The organism is Aquirufa nivalisilvae (assembly GCF_004307455.1).
Lineage (GTDB): Bacteria > Bacteroidota > Bacteroidia > Cytophagales > Spirosomataceae > Aquirufa > Aquirufa nivalisilvae.
Window position 1 is genome coordinate 389,200 of the sequence record NZ_SEWX01000002.1, and the last position, 21,875, is coordinate 411,074.

16 protein-coding genes are annotated in these 21,875 nt (G+C 39.2%); 8 read left to right on the forward strand and 8 right to left on the reverse strand.

The features are described 5' to 3' along the window. Positions 1–2: 2 nt before the first annotated feature. The 5 genes from EWU22_RS05125 to EWU22_RS05145 are packed head-to-tail and all read right to left on the reverse strand — an operon-like array spanning position 3 to position 6,282. On the reverse strand, positions 3–1,274 hold the full coding sequence (locus EWU22_RS05125; RefSeq protein WP_130924663.1) for a glycosyltransferase: 1,272 nt from the start codon (positions 1,272–1,274) through the stop codon (positions 3–5). Continuing rightward, complete coding sequence (gene wecB / locus EWU22_RS05130) at positions 1,271–2,374, reverse strand: non-hydrolyzing UDP-N-acetylglucosamine 2-epimerase (protein ID WP_130924664.1); 1,104 nt, start codon at positions 2,372–2,374, stop codon at positions 1,271–1,273. The genes EWU22_RS05125 and wecB overlap by 4 nt, the downstream gene beginning before the upstream one ends. A 27-nt stretch (positions 2,375–2,401) precedes the next feature. Continuing rightward, positions 2,402–3,625: a glycosyltransferase family 4 protein gene (locus tag EWU22_RS05135; RefSeq protein ID WP_130924665.1), complete on the reverse strand. Its 1,224-nt coding sequence runs from the start codon at positions 3,623–3,625 to the stop codon at positions 2,402–2,404. Then, positions 3,622–5,118: a polysaccharide biosynthesis C-terminal domain-containing protein gene (locus tag EWU22_RS05140; protein WP_130924666.1), complete on the reverse strand. Its 1,497-nt coding sequence runs from the start codon at positions 5,116–5,118 to the stop codon at positions 3,622–3,624. Before EWU22_RS05140 ends, EWU22_RS05135 begins: the two co-directional genes overlap by 4 nt. Before the next feature lie 60 nt (positions 5,119–5,178). Next, entirely contained in the window at positions 5,179–6,282 is a 1,104-nt protein-coding gene (locus EWU22_RS05145; RefSeq protein WP_130924667.1) for a glycosyltransferase, read from the reverse strand. Between the two features lie 108 nt (positions 6,283–6,390). Between EWU22_RS05145 and EWU22_RS05150 the strand changes: the two genes are divergently transcribed. Continuing rightward, the gene (locus tag EWU22_RS05150; RefSeq protein WP_130924668.1) at positions 6,391–7,320 is read left to right on the forward strand and encodes an NAD-dependent epimerase/dehydratase family protein; all 930 of its coding nucleotides are present in this window, start codon (positions 6,391–6,393) and stop codon (positions 7,318–7,320) included. A 150-nt stretch (positions 7,321–7,470) separates the two neighbouring features. On the opposite strand, the gene EWU22_RS05155 is transcribed toward EWU22_RS05150, so the two are convergent. Both EWU22_RS05155 and EWU22_RS05160 read right to left on the reverse strand, forming a co-directional pair. Beyond that, on the reverse strand, positions 7,471–8,172 hold the full coding sequence (locus EWU22_RS05155) for a class I SAM-dependent methyltransferase (RefSeq protein WP_130924669.1): 702 nt from the start codon (positions 8,170–8,172) through the stop codon (positions 7,471–7,473). Between the two features lie 2 nt (positions 8,173–8,174). Next, positions 8,175–9,287 carry a hypothetical protein gene (locus tag EWU22_RS05160; RefSeq protein ID WP_130924670.1) on the reverse strand — a complete coding sequence of 371 codons (1,113 nt, stop codon included), beginning with the start codon at positions 9,285–9,287 and terminating at the stop codon, positions 8,175–8,177. 93 nt (positions 9,288–9,380) lie between these two features. Between EWU22_RS05160 and EWU22_RS05165 the strand changes: the two genes are divergently transcribed. The 6 genes from EWU22_RS05165 to EWU22_RS05190 are packed head-to-tail and all read left to right on the forward strand — an operon-like array spanning position 9,381 to position 15,843. Continuing rightward, the gene (locus EWU22_RS05165; protein WP_130924671.1) at positions 9,381–10,622 is read left to right on the forward strand and encodes a M16 family metallopeptidase; all 1,242 of its coding nucleotides are present in this window, start codon (positions 9,381–9,383) and stop codon (positions 10,620–10,622) included. A gap of 2 nt (positions 10,623–10,624) precedes the next feature. Next, complete coding sequence (gene ispF, locus EWU22_RS05170) at positions 10,625–11,104, forward strand: 2-C-methyl-D-erythritol 2,4-cyclodiphosphate synthase (RefSeq protein WP_130924672.1); 480 nt, start codon at positions 10,625–10,627, stop codon at positions 11,102–11,104. Positions 11,105–11,107: 3 nt separating this feature from the next. Next, the gene (locus EWU22_RS05175; RefSeq protein WP_109322290.1) at positions 11,108–13,357 is read left to right on the forward strand and encodes a RelA/SpoT family protein; all 2,250 of its coding nucleotides are present in this window, start codon (positions 11,108–11,110) and stop codon (positions 13,355–13,357) included. Positions 13,358–13,406: 49 nt separating this feature from the next. After that, positions 13,407–13,892 carry a Fur family transcriptional regulator gene (locus tag EWU22_RS05180; protein ID WP_109322291.1) on the forward strand — a complete coding sequence of 162 codons (486 nt, stop codon included), beginning with the start codon at positions 13,407–13,409 and terminating at the stop codon, positions 13,890–13,892. 21 nt (positions 13,893–13,913) lie between these two features. Next, positions 13,914–15,194 carry an adenylosuccinate synthase gene (locus EWU22_RS05185; protein WP_130924673.1) on the forward strand — a complete coding sequence of 427 codons (1,281 nt, stop codon included), beginning with the start codon at positions 13,914–13,916 and terminating at the stop codon, positions 15,192–15,194. 4 nt (positions 15,195–15,198) lie between these two features. Beyond that, complete coding sequence (locus EWU22_RS05190; protein ID WP_130924674.1) at positions 15,199–15,843, forward strand: hypothetical protein; 645 nt, start codon at positions 15,199–15,201, stop codon at positions 15,841–15,843. Between the two features lie 64 nt (positions 15,844–15,907). Here the strand turns inward: EWU22_RS05190 and tsaD are convergent, their stop codons facing one another. Next, positions 15,908–16,909, reverse strand: a complete 1,002-nt coding sequence (gene tsaD / locus EWU22_RS05195; protein WP_130924675.1) for a tRNA (adenosine(37)-N6)-threonylcarbamoyltransferase complex transferase subunit TsaD — start codon at positions 16,907–16,909, stop codon at positions 15,908–15,910. Positions 16,910–16,978: 69 nt separating this feature from the next. On the opposite strand from tsaD, the gene EWU22_RS05200 reads away from it, so the two are divergent. Further along, on the forward strand, positions 16,979–21,442 hold the full coding sequence (locus tag EWU22_RS05200) for a translocation/assembly module TamB domain-containing protein (protein WP_130924676.1): 4,464 nt from the start codon (positions 16,979–16,981) through the stop codon (positions 21,440–21,442). The last annotated feature ends 433 nt before the right edge of the window (positions 21,443–21,875 follow it).

Sequence of the window (21,875 nt, forward strand, 5' to 3'; positions counted from 1 at the left end):
ATCTATAGGCAAGTTTGGTAATACTCAAGATGTGTTTGAGCTATGATGGAGGCTTCGTAATGAGTTTCCACTTTTCTCCTGGCTTCTAAACCCAATGCTTCTGAACGAGGAAAGATGTAATCTATTCCTTGGCAAAGATCTTCAGCTTGAAGTTTTTGAGCCACATATCCATTGATTTGATGATTAATCATTTCGGGGATACCACCTACCTGAAAACCTATGCAAGGTGTTCCGCAGGCCATAGCTTCCATGATGGTATTGGGTAGATTTTCTTCCAAAGAAGGGGTAATAAACATGGCCGCCGATTGGTAAGCCAGAATCATCTTGGATGCATCTTGAATTTTACCTAAAGTATGTATAGGTAAGGCCAACGATTGCATGATATCCGGATCTGAAATTTCACCCACAACCAAAAGTTCGGTTTGTTGGGCTAAGTCAGGATGCTTTTCAGCCCATTGTTGTAATGCCGTTCTTAAATAAGAAAAACCTTTTTCAGGGGCGGAGACGCGCATGGCAACAAACAATAAATAACTTTTTTTAGGATTTAGGCCTAATTGAATTTTGGCCAGATTTTGGTCGCCGGGTTTGAAAACCTGTAAATTGATGGGATTGGCAATGGTTTTAATCTCGATTCCATCTAAAATACTGCTTGCTGTGGCTCGATTCCCTAGCCAGTTGGAGCAGGTGATGATGTGTAAATTGGGGTATTGAAATTGCTTAACTTTCTTAACCCATAATTGATGAGAAAGGTCCATAGGTGTAGGATGAGCTAAAAACTTACAGCTTCCGCAGTCTTTCTCAAATCCTAAACAATCTCCGCTGTGGTGACACCCACCTGTGAACGTCCACATATCATGCAAAGTCCAAAATACAGGTTTATTGAGTCGTAAAATTTTTTCAATGGAATCAATGGATAGAAATCCGAAATTGACCCAATGCAAATGAATGATATCCGCTTCTTGGAGAGCAGGATGTTGGGAGACATCTTGCCCAAAAATACCTGGATTAAATAGAAATCGGATTGATTTATCACGTTCAAAGCGAGCGAAATAGAGTCTTTCTGCGACAAAACGTACAAAGGCCATCCACTTTTTCCAGCGACTAGAGGCAAGGGAAATCGTTTGGTCTTGTCCCGTTTTTTCTTGAACAAGCGTGGTTACGCGATGTCCAGCTTTTTCCAAAGCTTCATGCAATCGACCACAGGCAATCGCTGCCCCTCCATTGTGATTATGGTAGGAAAGTAGAACGATTTTCAAGGGTCTATCAAGATTCATGAATGTGGGAACAATTGATGAATGATGGCGGCAATTCTTTCTGCGGTATGTCCATCCCAGAGAGGAGGAACTTCCCCTTTTTTGACTTCTCCTTTCAAAATAGCTAGCAAAGCGGCATATGTTTTCTTAGGATCTAAATCGGCCAATAATTGATTCGTTCCCAAAGTAACCGTAATCGGTCTTTCTGTGCTGTCACGGAAGGTTAAGCAAGGAATGCCTAAATACGTTGTTTCTTCTTGAATTCCACCCGAATCGGTTAAGATAGCCGAAGCATTGGACATCAATTGAATGAATTCTAAATATCCCAAAGGCTCGGTAAGAATCAAATTCGGGATTTGATTTAAGCGATTCGTTAATTGAAATTTATCTATATGGGCTCTTGTTCTTGGGTGAATTGGGAATACAACCTTGGTTTGAGCATTACTCAATTCCAACAATTCCAAGATGGAATGAAGTCCTTGTTCGGTATCTACATTAGCCGGACGGTGCATCGTAACCACAATAAACTGATTGGATTGAACTTGCAAATCCTCCATGATGGAGCTCTGTTTGGCTTTTTCACGGTAACGTTCTAGGGAATCTATCATGACATTCCCAACAAAGAATACTTTTTCGGGATCAATGCCTTCATTTTTAAGGTGTTGCATGCCACTTTCTTCCGTAACAAAGAGGTAATTAGCCACCGAATCTGTCAATATTCGATTAATCTCTTCGGGCATTTTTCGGTCGCCACTACGTAAACCAGCTTCTACATGGGCCACTGGAATATCCATCTTAATAGCCACCAAGGTACAGGCTAGGGTAGAGGTTACATCTCCCACCACAATGATCAAATCCGGTTTCTCTGCTTGTACAATGGGTTCAAAAGCCAACATGATTTTGGCGGTAACTTCAGATTGTGAACCTCCACCAATCCCCAAGAAAAAGTCGGGTTTAGGTAGTTCCAATTGGGTAAAAAATACATCACTCATTTTGGCATCAAAATGCTGACCAGTATGTACTATTTTGGATTCCCAGCCTTCCATAGCTTGTATGGCACGGTGTAGCGGTGCTACTTTCATGAAATTAGGTCTGGCACCTACTATTTGTAATACTTTCATGTTGATGTCGTCTAATGGATAATAATACTACCGCTTATTTTGATGGCTTAAGGCAAATTTAAATGCCTCCATGTAATTGTTTAAAACCGTATGGATGTTGATTTCTTGTTCAATAATCTTTTTGGAAGCTAAACCCATGGCTGTGATTTTTTCAGGATGCTGGAATAATTCAACAATGACTCCCTCCAGACTTTCCAATGACCCTGATTCAAAATATCGACCATTGATGCCTTCTTTAACTAACCTTTTTTCTGTGCCATCAGCCACCGAACATACCACAGGTTTGCCAAAACACATGGCCTCATTAATGGATAAGCCTCCCATGCCAGCTAACACATAAATACCCGATGCTAGGGTGATTTTACCTAATTCTTGCATGTCGTAAATGCCTCCCCAGAAGTGAATATACTCATTTGCATCTAGGCTTTCAACCAATTGTTTGAGCGTGGATAATTCTGGACCATCTCCTACAATATGTAATTCTGTTTGTGGAAATTGAGCTTTAAGCTTCACCGTTGCTTGAATGAGCAAGTCGACCTGCTTCCATTTGACTAATCTTCCCACATGCAATAAGCGATAGGGCTGTGTTTCAGGTAGTCCTTCTTTTTCTATGGCCGCATATTGCTGAGCTATATAATCTGTATCGGGTGAATTGGCGGTTACAAAGACTTTTTCCTCCGAGACTCCGTAGCTAGCATGTATTTGCTTGGCTTCATCCAAATAATTGATATGAGCATCCACTAAGTTGACAAAGCGCTTTCTACTTTCTCTTACTATCCAATATTTTACATAGGCTAGCAGTGATGTGCTTTTCTGATGTTGTTGATTATTTTCAGTAATACCTCCACCTCGTAAATAGTAATCAATAGCATCAGGGTAGCTGGGTACTTGAAATGGAATCTCTTTAGAAATTAGTGCTACGTTTTGTTGGCGCAAAAAGCGATACCAAGAAGGATAAAAAACATAGGATAATTGGTATGGCCAATTGACCATCAATACATCTGGTTTTTCTTGAAGGATTAAATCCTTTAAGCCTTTAAAGAACTTTTTGCCATAGTAGGTAGTATACTCTTCGGCATAGATTACCTTGAATTCTATGCCACTTTTGCTCTCAAATACGCCAGCACCTAATGTTGCCCCATTGCCAGAGGGAACCACCACAACTACTTCCACACCAAATTCATGCTGTAATTTATTCAGCACCAAATTATAATAATGAGGAAGGCCGCCGGCCAGGGACATTAATTTCATTTCTTCCAATAATTTTTAATCAATTGGTTCATATCTGGACTTAAATTAAGCTTCCAGGCTGCCAATAAAAACAAGATACTCACACTGATGGTCTTAATACTTAGATTTAAAAACCAACTGAGCCATTTTTCTCCACCAATTTCAGGTAATTGATTGACCAACAGGTAAATAATTCCACTTACTACCAAGATACCTAGGGTGCGAATTTCGAAAGGTTGTAAGCCCATTTTGGCCCAAATGAAGACGTATTTGATGGTATTATAAATGAATAATGCCAAAAGGCTGGCAAAGGCTGCCCCATTAAACGAGTAAAGTGGAATAAATATGAGGTTTCCTATGACCACAATGCTGGCCAAAATGATGTAAAAAAGTAGGTCGTAGCGATAAAATTTTGAGTTTATTAAAATTTCAGAATTTAAACCAGTTCCCATATCAATGATCTTGCTGATACCTACCATCAAGACAACCCATCGCCCAGTTGCATAGACTTCACTTCTCGGGATGATTTGGTAGATTTGGTCCAGATTGACCCATACCAAAAGAAACAAGAAGCAACCCACTAAGAGCAGGTTTAAAGACGATTTCTTGTAGATATCTTCTATTTGGCTGGTATCATTTCTTTTCCAAGCTTGGGCTAATAAGGGGGTTGAAATAGCGGCAATTACATTTCTGGGTATGGCAATCATCAAGGCCATTCGGGAGTTGATGTCGAAAATAGCCGTGGTTCCCAATCCACCAGCATAAGCTGGCAACATGATTTTTTCTACATGTTGAATTAGCGTGAAACTGGCTCCTGCTAGAATTACCCAGGCACCATAACCTACCATTTCTTTGAAAATAGGCTTCCTCAAAAAGGAGAAATCCATTTTGGTATAAAATCGTTTTAACTGCTTAATGTACAGCAAAAGTGCTACCACGGCTAGTATATACGAAACCGTGATTCCTTGAACCAATTGATGGAAATTTAAAAAGCCCCAGCCATAAGCGACAATCAATAATGCATTAGCGATTCGTAAATAAAGCTCTCGAATGATGGCTGGAACTACGATGCGTAAATGGACCCGTGCATAGGATTCTAATACACTCATGTATAGAAAACTGGCTGTTAATGGGATGATGTAATAAAAATAGGTAGGTAATAAGGGGGAATTTTCGGCGTAAAATTGATTAAAAACCCCTCTTAATGCGACATATCCCAAGCTAAATAATCCTAATCCTACCAGAGGAGAGAGTAAGAGAAAGGTAAAAAAACCACCATGTTGATTTTCTGGATTATCAAAGTGTGGGAAAAAGCGGACAGCGATATGAGGTATACCAAAGTGCGTGAAGGAAGAAAATATCAAAGGAATACTGACCAATGCTCCAGCTATTAAACCTACTTCCGCTTGGGTTAGAAATTTATTGTATAGAAAAATGACATTGAACGTCCCGATGGCCGTACCTAGATAGGTAACAATAGAGCCTTTTAAACTTTGTCGGATGACGATCCCCATGCGATTTTTTTAGAATAATCAACAAATTTACACAATTGCCTTCATTGAACGAATTCAATTTTAGGCCAATAACTGTTTAATACTTTGACTTAATTTACTTACTTCATAATGTTCCTGCATATGCTTTCTTGCGGCTATCCCCATTTGTCCGCATAATTCGGGATTCGAGGCCAAGCGGATTAAGGCATTTCCCATAGCCTCTACATCATGTTCGTCCACTAATATGCCAGTAACTTCTTCTATCACGGCCTCCGGTATTCCGGCATGTCGAGTGGATACGATAGCCAAACCTGTGGCTGATGCTTCTAAAATTGCCACAGGTGTACCTTCTGAATCTCCCGATGGAGTGACGATGGAATGTTGGATAAATACATCCGAAGCTTGCAATAAGGGTAAATATTCAGCGGGCGATTTTGCGCCTAAAAAATGGATATTATTTTCTAACTGATGCTCTTGAACATAGTCTTTGGCTTCTTGCCATAAGGGACCATCTCCAACCATATTGAATTGAGCATCTGGGAATTGTTTCAACAAGATTTCAAAGGATTTGATGCTTAGCAAAGAACCTTTTTTAGCCGCAAATCGAGCTACTGAAATAAGCTGAAAAGGAGCGGGTTTAGTCTTTTGATTTGCAGGGTAAAATTGTTTTAGATCAACACCACAAGGGATAACATGAAGATTGGGCAAAGGGCCACAAATCTTTTCCAAGGTAGGTTTCATGGCAGATGCCACTACAATGATGGCCTTAGCTTTGGGTAAGACTTGAGCATACTTAGCGCCATAATTTTCCAAGGTTTTGGTTTCATTGGCGTCAAATCCTAAAAAGACGATTCCAAACGGTATTTTTTCGGCCTGACAAGCTTCGAAAATATGCGTTCCCAATGGCCCGTAATTAGCTAAAAATGAATCTATTTGATTATTTCTGAGGTATTTTCTTAGAAAATACGTGTAAATCTTTTGGTATAAATCAGGTAACAGTCGACGAAGGCCACCTCTAACCACCAGTTGATTTAGGGGGAAGGGATAAATGGATCCACCTTGGTACAAGCGACTGGGCTGCCAACCTTCATAAAGAACCGAGTGTGGTTGAAGCTGTTTGATTTGCTCATCAATGAAGGTTTCAGAATAAGAAAAGTAATTGGATCGAGCAATAAGAAGCTTCATCGAATGGGGTTCGAGGTGAATGAATTAACGAAAATACGAAATTATTTTAAAGCCTTCCCGACTAGGTTAATCAAATCTTAGCTCTATTTTTGCAAGGCATTTACAGGTATGGAAAAAATATTACTTATTGGTGGAGCAGGCTTTTTAGGATTGAATTGGATTCAATTTCTCGAAAACCAAGTGGCTGGCCCCAAAGTAGCATTAACTGTTTTATCGAGGCATCATCATGCCGACTTAGCAAGGTTTCCTCACGTGAAATTTGTACAAGGAGATTATGGGGATTCTGTTTTATTGAATCGTTTATTTCAAGAAGAAAAGTTTAATCAGGTATTCCATTTTGCCAGTACCATTGTTCCCGCCACTTCTACCCAAAATGTATCTGAAGATTTAGAGGCTAATTTGACTCCTACGATTCAATTGTTGGAGGTAATGAGGCAGCATGATTGTCGCTTCTTGGTTTATTTTTCTTCTGGTGGTGCGGTGTATGGGAATGCTGGATTGAATGCATTAAATGAAAATCAGGCTTGCAAGCCTATTTCATCCTATGGCATTATCAAGTTAGCCGTGGAGCATTACATTCAGCTTTATTCTAAAATACACCAAATTGATTATTTGATTTTGCGCTTGTCGAATCCATTTGGGTATTTTCATCATTCGGATCAACAAGGTGTTATCAATATTGCTTTGCGTAAAGCCTTGCGTGGAGAGACATTTACGGTTTGGGGAGATGGTCGACAAACCAAGGATTATATTTTTGCGGAGGATATTGCTAAGGCTATATTTCAACTGTGGCAGTCGGGCCACAAAAACGATACCATCAATATTGGTTATGGTTCCGCTATTTCATTATCGACTATTTTAGATAAAATCAAAAGTCTAATTCCTGGTTTTCAGGTCGAGTACAAAGAAGCTAAACCAACCGATGTACCTCACGTCTGTTTAGATATCAAAAAAATAGAATCTCTCATTCCATTCGAAAAAACGCCATTTGATGTAGCGCTGGAGAGAACGTGGAAATGGGAAAGAAATGGTAAATGATGAATGGTAAGTGATAGAATTTAAAAGTGTTTTTAGTTTTATAAAACACTTTTAAAAGGTACTTAATTGTTTAATCAAAGTATGATAACGGAACTTATTTACATTAATTAAAGTCAGAAAAGCAATAATTAATCATTTACAATTCACCATTTACAATTTCTTAGCTACCAATATAAACGTACAAGCATCTTCTCTTCTGGATTTATTTCCAGCGATTTTGTCGAAGAAAATGATGAAAGGTTGTAAGAGCATAGACCAGAGAGGTCGGATGACTTTCGGGAATTTAAATAATAGGCCATCTTGGAATAATTGTAGCCCCATGGAAGAACGAGCAAGTATTCCTTCAAAATAAACAATTTCAAAGCCAGCTTCTTTGACAATTTTTTGCAAGCCTGTCGATGTCCAACGCCAAAAATCGGTCGGGTCAGGATGGAACATCCAATAGCCGTGAGTGGAAAGGATCAATTTGCCATCTTTTTGTAAAATCCGGCAAGCCTCTTTCAAGTAAGATTTTGGATCTTCCACATGTTCTAATACCTGAGTGGATAACACAAAGCCCACGCTTTCATCAGGCATATCAATGATGCCTTTAGGATCTACAACCACATCAGCTTTGGTATTGAGCGCTAAATCTAAACCTATGTATTGTTCTACAAAAGGACCAAATAATGGTTCATAGGGCTTATTACCACAGCCATAGTCGGCCAATAATTGGTGCGGAGAGTTTTTGACAAACAATTCAATGACTCTTTCTAACTGTTTTCTAAGTTGAATCAAATAATAATAACGAGCCGACATCCTTCCCCAGATTTTGGGATATAGACGTTCAACTCCAGCTTCTCTACTTTCCATAATTACAATAGTTTGGATAAGCGATGATACTCATCCTGCGAATTTTTATATTCAATATACTCTTTGGCTTGGTGTAAGTATTTTTTTGCTTTGGCTCTTTGGCCCGACTTATGTGCGATCCGGCATAAACCTAAATAAGCTAAGCCACGGATATCTTTAGTAAATCTTTCTTCAAATGGATATTGTAAAGCTTTCAAATAGTGGGCTTCTGCTTGGGCTAATTTTCTTTTACCAAACTCATCAGCCATACCTCTAAATACGCAGACTGATCCAGTATAATATGGGATTTTTAGTTTCTCTAATTTATCATTGTAGATTTCTCCTTCCTCAAAATTATTAGTCAATGCCAATAATTCGGCTCTTTGAAGTATAAACAAATGATTGTTTGGGAAATCTTCTAGTAGAGCTTGGTTCAACGGAAGTGCTTTAGCAGGTGTACCCTCGTATTTATTGTACACATATCCCAAATAGAACCGACCTTCATTTTTTACAAAAATGGTTTTTCTAGTACTTTGATCTAAGTAGTTTAATCCAGCTCTTTTATTACCATCTTCAAAAAAGACCATTAATGGTTTAATGACAGGATGGAGTTCGGGGTACACGATTCGATAATAATTGTAGATCCCCGCTGAATACAAAAACTCGGGTTGCTTATCGGTATTTTTAAGCGCTATTTTCAAGAAAGAATACGACTTGCGGGTATATGAAACTGCTTTCATGAAATTTTGATTATCAGCCTCATATGCGGCCAAAAAGCCCGTAGAGGAAATACAAAAGAAAACAGCTTCTAAATCATTTTCATTTTTTTCAAAAGCCAATTCAGCCAATTCAAAACTTCTTTCCAAATAGGCCAAATACGCTTTACTTTGATTCGGGTGGTCTTTAAGTGGAAAATATTGTTTTTCCCATTGCATGGCTAATAGTAAATAACCACTAGGATGTTTAGGGTATTTTGTTTTTAATGCATTGAAATCGTCGGAAGCTTCTTTGAACTCATGGTTGTACATGTGGTTCAATCCATTGGAGATCCATTCTTTAGCTTGATTATCGGATAAAATTTGCCCAGAAATACTCCAAGACAAGAGCCAAAAAAGGACAATAAATATTCCACGCATAGATGCTCAGTTGAATTGCAAAAATACGTAAGTACTGTGGTTTTTGGGCCTAATTTTTTACTTTTGTTTCTATTTTATAATTAAACTTCCCGAATGATTTCATTTCAAGAATTTACCTTAGACAATGGCTTACGTGTGATCGTACATGAAGACCCCAGCACTACTTTGGCCGTGATGGATGTAATTTACGATGTAGGTTCTCGAGATGAAGATCCATCAAGGACTGGATTTGCTCATTTATTTGAGCATTTGATGTTTGGAGGCTCAGAAAATATTCCAAATTACGATAGTCCTTTGCAACGAGTAGGTGGGGAGAATAATGCTTTTACCACGCCAGATTTAACAAACTATTACATCAGCTTACCCTATCAAAACCTGGAAACGGCCTTTTGGTTGGAATCTGATCGTATGAAGCAATTGGCATTTAATCCGAATTCCCTAGAAGTTCAAAGAAAAGTGGTCATTGAAGAATTTAAACAACGCTATTTGAATCAACCTTATGGTGATTTGTGGCTCAAGTTTAGACCTTTGATTTATCAAAAACATGCTTATCGCTGGGCTACCATTGGAGCGGATATTCAACATATTGAGGAGGCGACTTTAGAAGATGTCAAGGCCTTTTTTTATAAACATTATGTGCCTACCAATGCCGTGTTGGTGGTGGCAGGTAAAGTGAAATTGGACGAAGTAAAGGTCTTAGCCGAGAAGTGGTTTGGACCTATTCCTGGTGGAGTGAAGCCTATTCGTCAATTGGTACAGGAAGATGTGCAACAGGAAAATCGTCATATGGAAATTACGGCCAAAGTTCCTTCTGATAGGATTTACAAAGCCTATCCCATGGTGGGACGTTATCATCCTGGTTTTCATGCCATTGATATGTTGGCCGACTTAATGGGTCGGGGAGAGTCGTCCTATTTATATGAGCATTTAGTACAAAATGAGCGCATTTTCGATTCCTTAAATGCCTATCAAATGGGTTCCATTGATCCAGGTATTTTGGTGATACAAGGACAAGTGACTGAGGGTGTGGATATAGAAGCTGCGGATCAGGCTTTGGAAAAAGTTATTCAGGAATTTGTTCAATCAGGAATAGTGGAAGGGGCACTTCAAAAAGTAAAGAATCAAGCGGAGGCCAGCTTGGTATTCATGGAGGTGGAGGTCTTGAACCGAGCGATGAATTTAGCTATGGCTGCCAATGCCGGTTACCCCAATTGGGTAAATACAGAAGCTGAAAAAATTCAAGCTGTTTCCTTGTCGGAAGTACAATCTTGGGCTAAAAGCTTGTTTATTGATGGGAAATCGAATACCTTATGGTATAAGAAAGAAATGAATTAGTCATGAAGATACGCGTAGGACAAGGGTATGATGTGCATCGCTGGGTGGAAGGAAGACCTTGTATTTTAGGAGGGATTGAAATCGAGTCAGCTAAGGGTCCATTGGGCCATTCAGATGCTGATTTAGTTTGTCATGTCATTTGTGATGCTTTATTGGGAGCCGCCAACCTGCGAAATATCGGTTTTCATTTTTCGGATAAAGATCCTCAATGGAAAGGGGTTTCTTCTATTGCCTTATTGACTCGCGTTTTAGAAATGATTCGAGAAAAGGGATGGAGATTTGGAAATGTTGACGTGACCATTATTTTAGATCAACCTCATTTAAATCCACATATACCCGCCATGCAGGCCAATTTGGCTCAAGTGATGGCTGTAGAGTTGGATCAAATTACCTTGAAAGCAACCACCTCAGAAGGGATGGGTTTTGTTGGAAGAGGAGAAGGAATATCGGCCATGGCAGTGGCTCTAATTACTGCTGAGTAAGCTATGCCTATCAATTTAGAAAAAGAGCGATTAGAGATTTTAAAAAGGTACCGCAAGTTGCTTCGTACAGCTAAACCCTTTTTAAAAGATGATGATGCTAAGCAAATCAAAAAGGCATTTTTGATTTCGGCGGAGGCACACAAGGAGATGCGAAGAAAATCGGGTGAGCCCTATATCTATCATCCTTTAGCAGTGGCCCAGATTTGTGTTGAGGAAATTGGACTGGGAACTACTTCCATTATATCTGCCTTGTTGCATGATGTGGTGGAGGATACAGATACTACCTTAGCGGATATTGAAAAAGATTTTGGTCCCAAGATTGCTTCCATTATTGATGGACTAACCAAGATTTCAGGGACATTTGAATACGGAACATCTCAACAAGCGGAAAATTTCCGTAAGATGTTGCTGACTTTATCGGATGATATTCGCGTTATCTTAATCAAGCTGGCAGACCGTTTGCACAACATGCGTACGCTTTCCAGCATGGCTAAGGAAAAGCAATTGAAAATCGCATCAGAAACAATTTATCTATATGCTCCTTTGGCGCACCGTTTAGGTTTAAATGCGATCAAAACAGAATTAGAGGATTTGGGTTTGAAATACACTGAGCCTGAGGCATTTAAGGAGATAGCCAATAAGTTGACAGAAAACAAACGTAACCGTGAAAGTTTTGTCGACCATTTCATTCGCCCAATTAAAAAATCGCTGGATGAATTGCATCTGAATTATACAATCAAAGGTAGACCTAAGTCGATTTACTCGATTTACAACAAGATCAAAAGTAGCAATACTCCATTTGATAAAATTTACGATTTATTTGCCGTGAGGGTGGTGATTGATGTGCCTTTAGAAAGAGAAAAAGCAGATTGTTGGGAAGTCTATTCCATTGTGACGGATCATTATCGTCCTAACCCAAGTAGGCTAAAAGACTGGGTCTCAACTCCTAAATCCAATGGATATGAGTCACTGCATACTACCGTGATGAGTTTGCCTTATGGCAACGATAAAGAGGGACGTTGGGTAGAAGTGCAGATTCGGACCAAACGGATGGATGAGATAGCGGAAAAAGGGGTTGCAGCTCACTTTAAATACAAAGGAACGGATACGCGCACTAGTCAAGCATTTGAATCTTGGTTAAGTCAAGTTCGTGAAGCTCTTGAAACCAATGATAAGAGCCAGTCGGCCGTGGAATTGGTGGATGATATTAAAAACTCCTTGTATCATGAGGAAGTATTTGTATTTACTCCCAAAGGTAAATTAGTAGTCTTACAGGTGGGTTCTACTGCATTGGATTTTGCCTTTGAAATCCACTCAGAAGTAGGAGCCAAGTGTATCGGGGCTAAGGTTGGAGGGAAATTAGTGCCTTTATCTCACAAGCTGAGTAATGGTGATCAAATTGAAATCTTAACTTCTTCCAAGCAAAAACCATCAGAAGATTGGTTGCGTATCGTTACTACCACCAAGGCGAAAGCAAGGATTAAGGATTTCATTAAAGAGGAGAATAAGTCGCACGTCATCAAAGGGCGTGATATGATAGAACACCGGTTGAAGATTTTGGGATATCCAAGTTTGACCTTGGAGATTACCAATCAGCTAAGAGCTTATTACAATGCTAAGGATGCCAATGATCTTTTCTATCGTTTTGGGAAAGGCTATGTTGCGATCGAACAACTGAAACATTGGAAGTCCGACAAAGAGATGCACGAGCGGAAACAGGCTGAAAAGGCCATTCAGGTTCCTATTGTCGACAATAAGAGTTTTACCAAGGAGATGAAACGTGTACAGCATGACCGTAAGGATGCTGATATATTGTTGATTGGGGAAGATATGGATAAGGTTGACTATACCTTGGCTAAGTGCTGTAATCCAATTTCTGGCGATGATGTGTTTGGTTTTGTAACCATCAATGAGGGAATTAAAATTCACCGAACTAATTGCCCTAACTCCCCTGAATTATTATCGCGACATGGTGATCGTGTTATCAAAGCACAGTGGGCTAGTCAAATAGCCATGTCCTTTGTGGTGGATTTGGTCATCCGAGGTATTGATCGAGTAGGTTTGGTAAATGACGTGACTCGGGTAATTTCGGATGAATTGAAAGTGAACATTACTGCATTGAATATTGGAGTGAAAGATGGACTATTTGAAGGTCGAATTTCACTCATGATACAAGATACTGACCACTTGGTTGCCCTAGTAGGGGAATTGGAACGAGTGGCGGGAGTAATTGAGGTTGCAAGAGAAGAATAATAGCTTTTTTCAGTTTTTATAGCTTATTTTACGTCGTTTTTTTCGCTAAATGTCCACAGAAATAGATAAGTTCGATTCGGTTAAGAAAATTTTCACAGCCTACTTGGAAAACAAGGGTCTGCGCAAGACACCCGAGCGATTTGCTATCTTGGAGGAAATCTATTTACGCGACGACCATTTTGATGTGGAGGAGTTATATATCTCCATGAAAAACAAGAAATACCAAGTTTCGAGGGCTACAGTTTATAATACCTTAGACGTCTTGGTAGAATGTGATTTGGTGGTAAAACACCAGTTTGGACGTAATCAAGCGCAGTTTGAGAAGTCTTATGGACGTAGACAGCATGATCATCTAATTTGTACAGATTGTCATAAGGTGACAGAATTCTGTGATCCACGCGTTCAAACCATCCAAAGTTTAGTGGGAGAAATGTTGCATTTTAATGTCATGCATCATTCTTTGATTTTCTACGGATCATGTACCAACAAGAATTGTGAACACCGAGCTAATTTCCAAGCGAGGTCCCAAGAATAAAAGAATTTAACAATAGTTTTTATGGCAGTTGATGTATTATTAGGCTTACAGTGGGGTGATGAAGGAAAGGGGAAAATTGTAGACGTATTAGCACCTCGTTATCAGGTTGTGGCAAGATTTCAAGGAGGACCTAATGCAGGTCATACTTTGGAATTTGATGGTTTTAAGCATGTGTTGCATCAGATTCCATCAGGTATTTTCCGTCAGGAAGTACAGAATATCATTGGAAATGGTGTGGTGTTAGACCCTATTATTTTTAAGAAAGAAATAGAAGGCTTAGCACACTTTAACTTGGATTTGCAGAAAAACTTAGAAATTTCTAAGAAAGCATCCATCATTTTGCCTACGCACCGTTTGTTAGATGCAGCCTATGAGTTAGCCAAAGGAAAGGAAAAAATTGGTTCTACTTTGAAAGGAATTGGACCAACTTATACGGATAAAATATCTCGTCAGGGTTTACGTGTCGGAGATATGATTTCACCTAATTTTCCAGAAAAATACAAAACGCTTGTGGATCGCCATAAAGCGATTTTGGATGTTTATAAATACGAATACGATTTGACGGAAGCGGAAGCTGCCTTTTTTGAAGCAGTAGAATTCATGAAGCAATTTGCCTTGGTGGATTCTGAGTATTCAGTGAACAATGCCATTAATTTAGGAAAGACGATTTTGGCTGAAGGAGCGCAAGGATCCTTGTTGGATGTGGACTTTGGTTCTTATCCATTCGTAACTTCTTCCAATACTATTTCAGCAGGTGCTTGTACGGGTTTAGGTGTTGCACCTAAAAACATAGGAGAAGTATTCGGTATTTTCAAGGCCTATGCTACTCGTGTAGGTTCAGGTCCTTTCCCTACAGAATTGGAAGATGAAGTGGGTGAGGCGATGCGTCAAGAAGGTCGTGAGTTTGGTTCAACTACGGGTCGTCCTCGTCGTTGTGGTTGGATTGATTTACCTGCTTTAAAATATGCTATGATGATCAATGGAGTGACTCAATTGATTATGATGAAAGCTGATGTCTTGAATATCTTTGAAGAGATTCAAATATGTACGGCCTATGAAATGCCTGATGGCACCGTGACGGATCAAATTCCATTTGAGATTACGGATATTAAAGTAAAACCAATTTATGCGAGTCTACCAGGATGGCATTGCAGTTTAGAGGGAATGCGTGATTTTAATGAATTACCTGCTGAATTGACTAATTATATTGCCTTTTTAGAGAAGCATTTAAATTTACCGATCAACTTCATTTCAACCGGCCCAGATCGTGAGGCCTGTGTTTTGAGAGGGTCATTGGCATAGAAAGATGATGGCTTCGGATCGAATGGATTTGGCAGAATTGTATAAATTCGATGAGATTTACTGGATTCCAGCAGATCGCCCTAACATTCCATCCGAAGCTACTTTTACGCCTACAGAGGCCTCAGCACCTGCTTTGGAAGCGCCCATGGCAGCTATTGTTGAAGAAAAAATCAATATCCCTGTTCAGGAAAAACCGAGTATCCCTTCAGGTCCAGGTTTACAAGCCAGCCTGGTTGAAGAGGTGAAGTCAATGGAACCTAGCGTTCCTCAAGATTCAAATGTCCTACCTATAGTCAATTGTCGTTTGGTCGTTGTAGGAAAGATTAATCCTACAGAGAAAGAGCGATTGCAATTGGTGTTTTCGGCAGCTCCGGTTTCTCTTCAGCCTACAGATTGGCAGGTCTTGGAACCTATGGATTCTTTTTCTTTAACTGAATTTGTTGAAGGCACTCAAGCTCAAATCTATGTATTCCTAGGAGATCAAATTCCATCATGGAAAGAACAATTACCAGAAGGTAAAATCAGTCAAATTAGCAACAAAGCCATCTATTACTTTCCTCGATATATTTCCAGTCTAAAAGACTCTGAAAAACCATTGAAATTGGCGTTTTGGAATAGCATGAAGGAAATCATTTCTAATGGTAAATGATGAATTGTAAATGGTGAATGGAAGAAATTCAAATATTCACCATTTACAATTCACCATTCACCATTTATTTCATTGCCATTCTCGGCAGGGGACTTACGTCTTGGCCACAGAAAATACCAGCTTCTGCTTTGAAGTGGCCAGCCATAGCAATCATCCCAGCATTGTCTGTACAGTAGGAAAACGCGGGGATAAAGACATCCCAGTTTTGTTGAGCACCTAACTCTTGAATTCCATTTCTAAGCCCAGAATTGGCAGCAACACCCCCAGCAATAGCAATCTGTTGACAGTTCTTTTCTTTCATCGCCTTTTTCACTTTGCGGAGCAACATGTCGATCAAAGTCTTTTGTACAGAAGCACAAATGTCTGCTTTGTTTTCCTCGATAAACTGTGAATTATTCTTCTGCTCTTTTTGTAAAAAATATAAAATGGCTGTCTTGATTCCAGAAAATGAAAAGTCTAAACCGGGCATTTCACTTAAAGGAAAAGGGAAACGATTAGGATTACCTTCTTTCGCTAATTTGTCAATCATAGGGCCGCCCGGATAGGGAAGTCCTATGAGTTTGGCCGTTTTATCAAATGCCTCTCCCACGGCATCATCTTGTGTCTCCCCAATGACCTCCATCTCCAATGGACTCTTCACCCAAACCAGTTGAGTATGTCCCCCGCTGACTGTTAAACAAAGGAAAGGAAAGCTAGGTTTTGGGTCTTCAATAAAGTGAGCCAAAACATGGGCTTCCATATGGTTTACCTCAATGAGCGGTATATCTAAACTTAATGCCAAAGCCTTGGCAAAGGAGGTGCCAATTAATAGTGCTCCCAATAAACCAGGGCCACGCGTAAAGGCAATGGCATTCAGTTCATTTTTGTTTATATTTGCTTTTTGCAGTGCTTCGTGAACGACAGGGATGATGGATTTTTGATGAGCTCTGCTGGCTAATTCTGGAACTACTCCTCCCCATTGTGTATGGATCAGTTGAGTAGATACAATGTTCGACCGAAGTTCACCGTTTACCATAATGGCAGCGGAGGTTTCGTCACAAGAAGATTCAATAGCCAGTAGATTCATATCGGATAAAAACTCTGCAAAAATAAGGCAAAATATGCCGTAATCGTTGGTTTTTCTGAAAAAGAAAATATGATTAAAGCAACCAAAATCTTCGCTAAATCCATTCTTTACGGTTTGGTGGGGATTTTTTTGTTGTTTTTTGTAACAGTCCTTTTGCTTCGAGTACCTTCCAATCAAACCCTTTTAGCCCAGTATTTTGCGCCCAAAATCGAGAAAGCCATTGGCTATCCACTCACCGTTCGGGCTATCCAACTGAAGTTTTTTGATGAAATAAGTTTCTGGGGTTTACGGGTCAAAGACCCTTGGGGAAAGGAAATGGTCTATATCGAACGATTGGATGTCAATTTTAATTTGTCCGATTTATTGTTCAAAGGAAGCAATCCTCACCTTGATTATGCCCGCTTATATCAACCTAAAGTTCATCTGATTTTTGAAAAAAAATCAGGAAAAATGAATTTAGATGAATTTATTCTGCGCATCGATCACTGGCTGAATCCTGGCCCTAGTGTGGCAGGTCCAAGTTCTAAATTTGAAATTTTAGATGCCGAAGTCGTGGATGGCTCTTTTATGTTGGATGATCAACAAATTAAGAGTGAAGCTACAGCGAGGCATTTTGACCTGAACCACCTCATTTTTACCCACATTAATGCCAAGGTCAAAGACTTTTATGTGCAAGGGGATACATTGGGTTTACAAACCATTGGGCTTAAAGCATTGGATCCTATGACTGGTTTGAATATCAAGGCCTTGGATACCAAATTCATGTATGCTGATAAGCAAATGCGTTTCGATCAACTGAATCTATTTTTCAATGATTCTCAGATCAAAAACCAGATTGTTTTCGATTATACAAGTACCAAAGATTTTAAGTTTTGGAATAAGAAAGTGAGGATGAAAGCCTATTTTGACAACAGTCAAATTAGAGGAGAGGATCTAGGAAGGTTTGTATCGGATATGTACCAATACAAAGGTATGTATAAGTTGAAAGGTAATTTAGAGGGCCCTGTTGCCCGCTTAAATCTGAAGAATTTTGAGATGGCCTTTGGTAGTAAAAGTGTACTGCGAGGGGATTTTAGTTTTAAAGGATTACCTGAGATAGACAAAACTGTGATGGATTTTGACATGGTGAATTCCCTGTTTCATCCGCAAGATTTACAAGTCTTTTTGTCGAAATCAGCTGTTGAAAAAATGAATATATTGGGCCCCGTTTCCTTTGGTGGGAAGTTCTCCGGAACCAATAAGGACTTCAGTACTTCAGGTAAATTAAACACGGGTTTAGGGTATATGGAGGGAGATGTGATGATGAATTTGAGTGATTCCATGGCTTTTTCTAAGTACCAAGGGAAGTTGAAATTGAAGAAATTTAAGTTAGGTAAATTATTCAGTTTAGAGGAGTATTTAGGAACAGTTGACCTAGAAGCTCAAGTGAAAGGGTCTGGCTTTTCAAGTAATTCAGCCAAAGTAGATTTTGATGGTCAAGTATCCGAGATCAATATTAAACGATATGCGTATCGTCGGGTAAGTTTGAAAGGTAATTTGCAGCGCCAATTATTCAAAGGCTTGGTCTCTGTTAAGGATAGTAATTTGTTGGCTCAAATGTCTGGTGAAATTAATTTGAGACAGGAAAAACCCATCTATAATTTGGAAGGTCGTATAGACCATGTGGATTTGGGAAGGTTGAAGATTACGGATACACCTATGCAACTGGTGAGTGATTTTCAGGTTAACATCGCCATGAATGATTTGGACGATTTAGAGGGGAAAGCCATCTTTTCTGAAGCCATTTTGGGTACTCCCAAGAAGATGGATTTACCGATACATTTGTTGACTTTTAGTTCAGATTTGAAGGGAGCCAAACGTCGCTATCGATTAAACTCAGATTTGATTTCGGTGGAGGCTGAAGGAGATTTTGTTCCTTCTCAACTGCAAAAAGATATGGGTCAGTTGTGGGAAGAATACACCTTGTATTTTACCAAAAACGAGAGTGAAAGAGCAGCTTATTATGCCGCTAAATCTCATGAAACTAGTCGCAAATATGTGTCCGACTTTACGGTTATTTGCCATGATGCCAAGCCCATTTTAACCCGTTGGTTTCCTACCATCGACTTAGCCAAAAACACTGTTTTTTCAGGGAGTGTTAATAAAGGAAGATCCGTTTCTCTGAGTTTGGAGTCATATCCGGATACCTTGGTATTAGGAGGGTATAAGTTTTATCAATCCATTTTCTCCTTCCAAAGTTCTAAATTTTTAGGCGGGCCAGAAGTTTCAAGTAGTTTGGTTTTTCAATCTAGAAGACAGCATTTGAACTTTTTAACACCGACAGAAAACTTGAAATTGGATGGCCTTTGGGACCAAGATCGAATCAATTTTGAATTGGATTTTAAGCAGCAAGGGGATGATAATTCTGCCCATTTAGGGGGTGTTTGGCGCTTTGAGAAAGATGGTTTATCGCTTCGATTTAAAGATACTTATTTACGTATTTTGGGACAAGATTGGGCAGTCGATCCTGAGAATAAAATATCGATTCAAGGCAAGGAATTGAATGCAGAACACTTTTTGATTTCGAATCAAAAGCAGTCTATTGCATTGCAAGGGAGTTTATCCATGGACTCCACGGAGACCTTGCGACTCCGAGCAAATAAGTTTCAATTAGGGACATTAGCGCCTTTGTTTTCTTTGAAAGTTCAAGGAGAATTGAATGCCGAAATCAATATCCAAGATTGGTATCAGCATACTCGTTTGGACACATGGTTATTGGTGGATTCGCTGCGTTTGAATACATTTTACATTGGTAATTTACAAGGGGTAGGAACCTATAATGCCGATTTAAAAACAATGGATTTGAATTATCATTTAAACCGTTTGGGTGAGTCGGTGATGGAGGTAGATGGTACTTATAAACCCTTTGAAACGAGAAATAAATTGGATGTTACAGCAGAGCTGAATAAGACTAATCTGAGTATTTTAGAGCCGTTTACGCAAGGTGTATTTTCTGGACTTGCAGGGGATGCCTCAGGTAAATTGAAGGTTAGAGGGACCTTGAATGATCCTGATATTGAAGGTAAAATAGTGCTTCAGAAGGCTAAGTTATTCTTTGATTACCTGAAAACCAGCATGGCATTTTCGGATACCGTTGAGTTTAAGACCCGACAAATCATAGGTCGAAATTGGAAAATTTCTGACCCAGAAGGTAATACCGCCAAGCTGAATGCCAACTTTATTTTTCCGATTGGAAGTCCCTTTGAAATGAATATTGAAGCGAATTTAAATCGTTTCAAATTGCTGAATACGCAACGGGATCCTACTTCATTTTACTATGGTACAGGTTATACATCAGGCCCCATGTCTATCCGTGGTACGGTACATGATTTGTTGATTACTGCCGATTTGAAAAGTGAAAAAGGTACCCGATTATACATTCCATTAGATCGAGAAAGTAGTACGGATAATGAGGAAGATTATGAGTTTTTTAGTAAATCCTTACAGGTTGATGTAAATACAGAGAACCAGCAATTGACCTCCAAATTAAAGGAAGGAGGAATCAGTTTAGACTTGGATTTGGCATTCACTCCTGAGGCTTATGGCGAGGTGCAAATAGATAAGAAGAAGGGGGATTTGATGCGGATTTATGGCACAGGAAATATCAATATGACCTTGGATAAAAAGGGGCAGTTTCGGATGATTGGGGATTATGCTATTGATCAGGGAGACTATACTTTCACCTTACAAAATTTGATCAATAAACGATTTGCGATTCAGCGTGGCTCTAAGATTTCATGGACAGGAGATCCTTTGGAGGCCAATGTTAATATCAAAGCTATTTACACACAGTACGCTTCCTTGTTCCCAATTTTATTGGATACGACTAATAAATCCAACTTGCCCGAGTTTAAAAGACGCTATCCAGTGGATGTGACCATCAACTTGCAAAATCGCTTGTTGTCACCCAATATTTCCTTTGATATTGGGATACGGGATTACCCGAAAGATGTACATTTGAATGGTGCCGTAACAGCCTTTACCAATCGGATTAAGACGGATGAGCAGGAGTTAACTCGACAAGTTTCGAATGTCTTATTGTTTGGTCAATTGGTTTCACCTTTTGGAGGAAGTGGTATAGCCTTGGGTAGTTTAGTGGGTAATTTCACGGAAATGCTGTCCAATCAATTGAGTAATTTGGCCTCTCAAATCAATAAGGATTTGAACATTGATGTGTATTTAGGAGGAGGAAATTTGAATCAAGATATCTTATCTAATTTACAATTACGCGCTTCATATAATATGAATGACCGCTTACGGATTACCCGAAGTGGGGGCTTCACCGATGCTCGAAATCAGACGAGTCCTTTGATTTTACTAGGCGACTGGGCCTTGGAATATTTTGTAAAAAGAGATGGGTCTCTTCGCTTGAAAACCTATAATCGTAACGTGCAAACCACCCTACTAGGCTCTTTAAACTCCTACCAAATTAACCAAACCATTGGTGCTAGTTTGTTGTATAACCGAAGCTTTAATAAGCTGTTTGGGAAGTGAAAATAATGTAGAATGAGGAGTGAAGAATGTAGAATTAAGAATGGAATCCATTTATCATTTATAATTCATGTGTTGTCCTTTCCTCTCCTCTCTTTCTTTGGGATTAACCATTTAATGTAGAATGAAGAATGGAATCCATTTATCATTTATAATTCACCATTTACCATTTCCTTGCCGCCTTTGCTGAACGACAAAAAAAGAAGTTTTTTTGTTTCTTTTTTTTCAAAAAAAGAAAGGCCTAAGTATAAGCTGTAACGAAGTGTTATTTTGAAACAACAAGAAAGAGTCTTACAAAATAGCTTTACCTAAGATTTAATTCATTTGGTATTTCTTTTTTTTCATAAAAAAAGAAACAAAAAAAACGTAGAAATATGGTTAATCCTAAGACGAATTCTGCTTCGCAGAACCGATTGTCTCTTCGCTTACGGCTTTA

Bases quoted from the DNA above. Each gene is read 5' to 3' on its own strand.
- EWU22_RS05125 (WP_130924663.1), bottom strand. From the start codon at position 1,274: ATGAATCTTGATAGACCCTTGAAAATCGTTCTACTTTCCTACCATAAT.
- wecB (WP_130924664.1), bottom strand. From the start codon at position 2,374: ATGAAAGTATTACAAATAGTAGGTGCCAGACCTAATTTCATGAAAGTA.
- EWU22_RS05135 (WP_130924665.1), bottom strand. From the start codon at position 3,625: ATGAAATTAATGTCCCTGGCCGGCGGCCTTCCTCATTATTATAATTTG.
- EWU22_RS05140 (WP_130924666.1), bottom strand. From the start codon at position 5,118: ATGGGGATCGTCATCCGACAAAGTTTAAAAGGCTCTATTGTTACCTAT.
- EWU22_RS05145 (WP_130924667.1), bottom strand. From the start codon at position 6,282: ATGAAGCTTCTTATTGCTCGATCCAATTACTTTTCTTATTCTGAAACC.
- EWU22_RS05150 (WP_130924668.1), top strand. From the start codon at position 6,391: ATGGAAAAAATATTACTTATTGGTGGAGCAGGCTTTTTAGGATTGAAT.
- EWU22_RS05155 (WP_130924669.1), bottom strand. From the start codon at position 8,172: ATGGAAAGTAGAGAAGCTGGAGTTGAACGTCTATATCCCAAAATCTGG.
- EWU22_RS05160 (WP_130924670.1), bottom strand. From the start codon at position 9,287: ATGCGTGGAATATTTATTGTCCTTTTTTGGCTCTTGTCTTGGAGTATT.
- EWU22_RS05165 (WP_130924671.1), top strand. From the start codon at position 9,381: ATGATTTCATTTCAAGAATTTACCTTAGACAATGGCTTACGTGTGATC.
- ispF (WP_130924672.1), top strand. From the start codon at position 10,625: ATGAAGATACGCGTAGGACAAGGGTATGATGTGCATCGCTGGGTGGAA.
- EWU22_RS05175 (WP_109322290.1), top strand. From the start codon at position 11,108: ATGCCTATCAATTTAGAAAAAGAGCGATTAGAGATTTTAAAAAGGTAC.
- EWU22_RS05180 (WP_109322291.1), top strand. From the start codon at position 13,407: ATGTCCACAGAAATAGATAAGTTCGATTCGGTTAAGAAAATTTTCACA.
- EWU22_RS05185 (WP_130924673.1), top strand. From the start codon at position 13,914: ATGGCAGTTGATGTATTATTAGGCTTACAGTGGGGTGATGAAGGAAAG.
- EWU22_RS05190 (WP_130924674.1), top strand. From the start codon at position 15,199: ATGATGGCTTCGGATCGAATGGATTTGGCAGAATTGTATAAATTCGAT.
- tsaD (WP_130924675.1), bottom strand. From the start codon at position 16,909: ATGAATCTACTGGCTATTGAATCTTCTTGTGACGAAACCTCCGCTGCC.
- EWU22_RS05200 (WP_130924676.1), top strand. From the start codon at position 16,979: ATGATTAAAGCAACCAAAATCTTCGCTAAATCCATTCTTTACGGTTTG.